The following is a 1,329-nucleotide window of genomic DNA, read 5'->3' on the forward strand; positions in this document are numbered from 1 at the left end:
TAACCAATATATTGCGNATGTCAAAAAAAAGTATGTGAAACCGGCTTTGGACAGAGTCTGCAGTTTTCATCCTGCAGTTTTCACTGCAGGCTTCATTCCGTTTTTCAATCGATGATTTCTGAAAGAGATAAGACAATGAATCCAACGGGGGTTCTTCTTATTATCCCGGTGTTTTCAAGACATATCATTTCCCTATATAATGTTTCGGTGTCCATATTGCAGAATTTGGCAAAACTGTTCATGTCAAACGAGAGGGATATCTCTTGAGAGTTTTTTGAACAATACGCTTTGATAAGACGGGAGCATATCGCTTTCAGTCCGCCTTCGGGATATGTTTCAAATATGGAATAGCGGATTTGTGCGCGGTATGACAGGAAATTCAGGTAATTCAATAGGTATATTGAACCGGAAGACAGCAGACCCATATATTGTTCCTTGCTGAATTCCATAGTGCTCACATTCCCGACAGCATATGCCTCGAATCCGCAGGTGGTATCCATGCCGAATAGCCGGTCTGCGCCAAGCACATTGTTATTGTGTTGCAGCTCTGTTATTTTCAGAGTGTTGTCTTTGCCGATGCGGTGTGCTACGCGAATCTTGCCCGAAATTACGCATTTTACCACATCCGCACGGTCTTCTGCGGAAACAATCTTTTCATTGTCTGAGTATTTTGAGAATGTGATGTGTGTCTTTTCAAGAAATGCAGAAACCTGCTCATGGCTCAATCCTTTGAAGAGCGGCAGATTCATGATTGTCTCGTACATTGTTGCCATAGCGATAACCGGTATGTTAAAAATTAAGATTAATGGAGAATATGCGGTTCTTTCCGATACACCCCATTTGTTAAATTAACAATCGAATCGGGTTAAAGTTAAAAGGCGAGCTTTGAAAAAGCTCGCCTTTGCAGTAGCGGGATCGAGAATTGAACTCGAGACCTCCGGGTTATGAATCCGACGCTCTAACCAACTGAGCTATCCCGCCGTTTTAGCAGTCTGGAAACCGTTGTTTCCGTTTTGCGAGTGCAAAGGTATATATATTTTTTGATATGACAAAGATTTCCTCAAAAATTTTCACTAATTTTGAAAGAATTTTTTACAATCTTAAGGGATGACTAAATATACATATATATTATATTGTGTGGTATTTTGTTGTGTGACAATGAGTTGTCATACAGGTATAGAGAGCACCAAGACAATTAAACTTTCCAGGAGCGAGCGCAGGCAGATCGAAATTTCGCCTGAAGAAAAACTTATGGAAGTTCTGAAGGTGCCAAAACTTGGCGAATGGGAACCCGGCAAGCGGTTTCTTGTATCAGANAATCGCGCTTCG

At 41.1% G+C, this 1,329-nt stretch carries 1 protein-coding gene and 1 tRNA gene; both read right to left on the bottom strand.

From position 1 onward, the window contains the following. Positions 1 to 104 precede the first annotated feature (104 nt). Positions 105 to 773, bottom strand: a complete 669-nt coding sequence (locus tag JX312_RS13705; protein ID WP_204458476.1) for a Crp/Fnr family transcriptional regulator — start codon at positions 771 to 773, stop codon at positions 105 to 107. Positions 774 to 907: 134 nt separating this feature from the next. After that, positions 908 to 981 (bottom strand) — tRNA-Met (locus tag JX312_RS13710). Positions 982 to 1,329 lie beyond the last annotated feature (348 nt).

Origin of the sequence: Barnesiella sp. CU968 (assembly GCF_905219685.1) — a bacterium.
Classification (GTDB): Bacteria; Bacteroidota; Bacteroidia; order Bacteroidales; family Muribaculaceae; genus Lepagella; species Lepagella muris_A.

What these genes read in the sequence shown, in the direction of transcription:
- JX312_RS13705 (WP_204458476.1), bottom strand. Translation starts at nt 773, where the DNA reads ATGGCAACAATGTACGAGACAATCATGAATCTGCCGCTCTTCAAAGGA.